Source organism: Thermodesulfobacteriota bacterium, assembly GCA_040758155.1.
Taxonomy (GTDB): Bacteria; Desulfobacterota; Deferrimicrobia; order Deferrimicrobiales; family Deferrimicrobiaceae; genus UBA2219.
Window position 1 is genome coordinate 1 of the sequence record JBFLWB010000167.1, and the last position, 4,190, is coordinate 4,190.

Genomic DNA, 4,190 nt, shown 5'->3' on the forward strand with positions numbered 1-4,190 from the left:
CGGTGCCTCTCCGAAGTGTCGTGGCACGACAACGCGCGGATGCGCATGGACGTGCGCGACGCGGGGGGGCTCGCCGTCGACCAGTTCGACGTGAAATGGACCCCGGGGAACGCGGCGGGGGTGTCGGCGCTGGTGGAGGCGACGGACGGGTCCGGCCGCCCGTGGAAGATCCTGATGGACGTAGGGTGGGACGTCGAGTACATGGACGAGGTCTTCCGGCGCGAGGGAGTGGACCGGCTGCTCGCAGAGGGGAAGATCGACCTCGTCTACATCACCCATGAGCACGTGGACCATTTCTGGGGGCTGCCGGCGGTCGTGAAGCACCGCCCGGACGCGAAGCTGATGATCCCCGCGGGATTCTCGGAGCGCAGCCGGGAGCTGCTGAGGCAGTCCGGCCACCGGGGGGAGGTGGTCGAGATGCCTCCCGGCGCGCACGCCCTGTTTCCCGGCGCCGCGACCGTGACCTTCGACCAGCCGATCTTCCTGAAGACGCACGGGGAGCAGGTCCTCTACGTGAACGTGGAGGGGAAGGGGATCGTCACCATCACCGGCTGCTGCCACCCGGGGGTCCTGGCGCTGCTGGAGTACGCCCGGGACCATTTCGAGGGGTTCGCCGGGTTCCACGGCGTGTACGGCGGCCTGCACATCTCCCCGTTCGGCGAGTGGGGCCCGCCCCAGGAAGAGCTGCTCGACAAGCTGCAGGCGTTCGGCGTCCGGAAGTTCGCCTGCAACCACTGCACCGGCGAGACGGCGATCCGGAAGATGCGCGACCGGGGGATGACCGTGGCCGGCGGCACGGGGCGGCACGGCAGCGCGAGCGACCTCTACCCGGGGAACGGCGACTCCGTGGAGTTCTGATTCCACCGCTCGACGATCGCGTAGGTGATGTCCGTCATCTCCCCGAGACTCCCGATCGGGATCCTCTCGTCCACCCCGTGGATCTTCCCGTGCTCCCTGCGCGGAAGCAGCATCGGCATCAGGCCGAGCGTGGGGATGCCGATCGACCGGTAGAAGCGCGAGTCGGTGAAGCTGGGCGACATGTACGGCATGACGACGGCGTCCGGGTAGACGGAAAGGATCGCCCCCTCGATCGCCCGGAACAGGGTCCCCGGCTGCGATCCGTTGGGCCGCTCCGCGAAAAGGATCTCCACGGATACGTTCAGGCTGCGGACCAGCTCCCTGATGCGCGCGGCCACCTCCTCGGGATCCTCTCCCGGAAGGATCCGGGCATCCACCGTCGCCTCTGCGGAAGCGGGGATCACGTTCGGCTTGTAGCCGGCCGACATCGTCGTCACCGCGAAGGTGTTCCGCAGCAGCGCGTCGATCTCGGGGAACCGTGTCGAGAGCGCCTCCAGGGCCGCGGCCTCGCGCTTTCGCCCGCCCGCCGCATCGACGTTCAGATGGATGTATCCCTTTCCGCGCAGGATCCGCAGCATCTCCCGGACGGGCTCCGTCAGCCGGGGAGGCTCCCGGTATTCCGAGATCCGGGCGAGCGCCCTGGCCAGCCGGGCCGGCGCGTCCCGCACCGATGGGCTGCTTCCGTGCCCGGCGATCCCCTTGGCCGACACCTTCAGCCAGACAGGTCCCTTCTCCCAGGTGTTCATAAGGAAGAACTTCCCCTTTTCGCCGATGAGGTCGGTAACGCCGACCCCGCCTTCCGTCAACCCGTACGCCTTCCCGAGCGGGAACGGGAGGTGCTTCACGAAATATTCCGCGCCTTCGCTCCCCCCGACCTCTTCGTCCGCGTTCGCCGCGAGGAACAGCTTCTTCCGGAGGATGCCGTTCTTCAGCGCCCGGAGCGCGGCGCACCAATGCGCGACGCCGAGCCCTTTCGTGTCGAGGGTCCCACGCCCGTACATGCAGCCGTCCCGGATTTCAGCCGAGAAGGGCGGCACACTCCATTCCCGCGCGTTCGCCGGCACCACGTCCATGTGATGGAACAGCACCAGCCCCGGCTCCTCCGTTCCACCGACATGGCAAAGGACGTTCGGCTTCTCCGGCTTCGCGCCGAAGACCTCGGGCGACAGGCCGTTCTCCCGAAGGACCCCGCATAAAAGCTCCGCCGCCTCGCGGCAGTCTCCCGGCGGATTCGAGGTGTCGATCCGGACGTATCTCTGGAGGAGACTCACAGGGTCCGTCATTGGACTTTCCTTTCCGTTCGGGATACATTTTCAGGATGCCCAAGGCGCTCCTGACCGGCATCACGGGACAAGACGGATCGTACCTCGTGGAATTCCTGCTGTCGAAGGGATACGAGGTCCACGGGATCATCCGGCGCGCTTCGACCTTCAACACGGGGCGGCTCGACCACATCTACGTCGACCCCCACGCCGCCGGCGCCCGGATGTTCCTCCATTACGGGGACCTCTCGGACGCGGGTCAGCTCACGAATCTCATCTACAACGTGCAGCCCGACGAGATCTACCACCTGGGCGCGCAAAGCCACGTCCGGGTGTCCTTCGACGTTCCCGAATACACGGCGGACATCACCGGCCTGGGGACCATCCGCATCCTCGAGTCGCTGCGCCGTGCCGGCGGCAAGGCGCGGTATTATCAGGCCTCCTCCAGCGAAATGTTCGGCTCGACTCCGCCGCCGCAGAACGAGAATTCGCCCTTTCATCCACGGTCCCCGTACGGCGCCGCCAAGCTGTTCTCCTATTGGATGGCGGTCAACTACCGGGAAGCGTACAACATGTTCGCCAGCAACGGCATCCTCTTCAACCACGAGTCCCCCCGCCGCGGCGAGACCTTCGTCACGCGGAAGATCACCCGGGCGATCGCGGCCATCAAGACGGGAACGCAGAAGGAGCTGTTCCTCGGGAACCTCGACGCCCGCCGCGACTGGGGATTCGCCCTCGAATACGTCCAGGCGATGTGGCGCATCCTCCAGCACGATCATGGCGACGACTTCGTCGTCGGCACCGGCCAGTCCAACTCGGTGAAGGAGTTCCTCGTGGAGGCGTTCGGATACGCGGGGCTCGACTGGAAGGAATATGTCCGGATCGACCCGAAATATTTCCGCCCGACCGAGGTCGAGAACCTGGTCGCCGATTCCTCGAAGGCGAAGAAGCTCCTCGGCTGGGAGCCGAAGGTCACGTTCCGGGAGCTGGTGCGGATCATGGTGGACGCCGACCTCGAGAACGCCGGCATCGCCTCCCCCGGCGAGGGCCGGAAGATCCTGGCCGCAAAAGGGTTCCCGGTGGGGTCGAGGTTATAGGCAGAACAGGGACGTTCCTGAGAACTTCCGCAGAAGAGGGACAGACGTGGGGAGAATAACCTCTTACCCAAGACCGGCTTCTATGTCCCCCATCTCTGTCCCCATTCTGCGGAAGTTCTCAGGAACGTCCCTGTTCTGACGATCGGAAGGGAATGAGCGTGCTTGCGGATAAGAAGATCCTGGTCACCGGGGGGGCTGGATTCCTCGGGGGCCCGCTGATCCGGATCCTTACCGAGCGGGGCGCGCGGCCGGAGAACATCGCCGTCCCGGAGCATCTCCTGTACGACCTGCGCCTCGCGGATGCGTGCGCCGAAGTCGTCGCGGGACGGGATATCGTCATCCACCTCGCGGCCAACTCGGGCGGCATCGGCTGGAACCGGGAGCACCCCGGCGCGCTTTTCTACGACAACGCCGCGATGGGCATCCACTTGATGGAGGAAGCCCGGAAAGCGGGCGCGACGAAGTTCGTCCAGATCGGCACCGCCTGCGCGTATCCTTTCCGGCCGCCCCGCATCCCGTTCCGCGAGGACGACCTGTGGGAGGGCTACCCGGAGCCGACCAACGCGGCTTACGGGATCGCTAAAAAGGCAATGATGGAGATGGGTCGAGCTTACCGGGAGGAGTACGGCTTCAATGTGATCCACCTGGTTCCCGCGAATCTCTACGGCCCGCGCGACCATTTCTTCGAGCCGGAGAAATCCCACGTGATCCCCGCGCTGATCCGGAAATTCGTCGACGCCCGGGAAGCAGGCGATCCGGAAGTGACCGTCTGGGGGAGCGGTTACTATGAAGGGGCCCCCGTCTCCAGGGAATTTCTCTACGTGGACGACGCGGCGGAAGGGATCGCGCTGGCGACGGAGCGTTATAATGGCCCCGACCCGGTGAACATCGGCGCGGGGCGCGAGATCGCCATCAACGACCTGATCGAGCGGATCCGGGAGATGACCGGGTACAAGGGCAAGGTCGTCCGGGA

At 65.9% G+C, this 4,190-nt stretch carries 4 protein-coding genes; 3 read left to right on the forward strand and 1 reads right to left on the reverse strand.

The window, feature by feature from the left end:
* A partial coding sequence (locus AB1346_11640) for an MBL fold metallo-hydrolase (protein MEW6721092.1) occupies nucleotides 1-858 on the forward strand: 858 nt, incomplete at its 5' end.
* On the opposite strand, the gene AB1346_11645 is transcribed toward AB1346_11640, so the two are convergent.
* Nucleotides 825-2,141, reverse strand: a complete 1,317-nt coding sequence (locus AB1346_11645) for a M20/M25/M40 family metallo-hydrolase (GenBank protein ID MEW6721093.1) — start codon at nucleotides 2,139-2,141, stop codon at nucleotides 825-827. The genes AB1346_11640 and AB1346_11645 overlap by 34 nt on opposite strands.
* A gap of 35 nt (nucleotides 2,142-2,176) precedes the next feature.
* Here AB1346_11645 and gmd point away from each other — a divergent pair, with 35 nt between their 5' ends.
* Both gmd and AB1346_11655 read left to right on the forward strand, forming a co-directional pair.
* Nucleotides 2,177-3,217 carry a GDP-mannose 4,6-dehydratase gene (gmd, locus tag AB1346_11650; protein MEW6721094.1) on the forward strand — a complete coding sequence of 347 codons (1,041 nt, stop codon included), beginning with the start codon at nucleotides 2,177-2,179 and terminating at the stop codon, nucleotides 3,215-3,217.
* Between the two features lie 152 nt (nucleotides 3,218-3,369).
* Nucleotides 3,370-4,190: NAD-dependent epimerase/dehydratase family protein (locus AB1346_11655; protein ID MEW6721095.1), on the forward strand; the 821-nt coding region annotated here is incomplete at its 3' end.

Bases quoted from the DNA above. Each gene is read 5' to 3' on its own strand.
- AB1346_11645 (MEW6721093.1), bottom strand. From the start codon at position 2,141: ATGACGGACCCTGTGAGTCTCCTCCAGAGATACGTCCGGATCGACACC.
- gmd (MEW6721094.1), top strand. From the start codon at position 2,177: ATGCCCAAGGCGCTCCTGACCGGCATCACGGGACAAGACGGATCGTAC.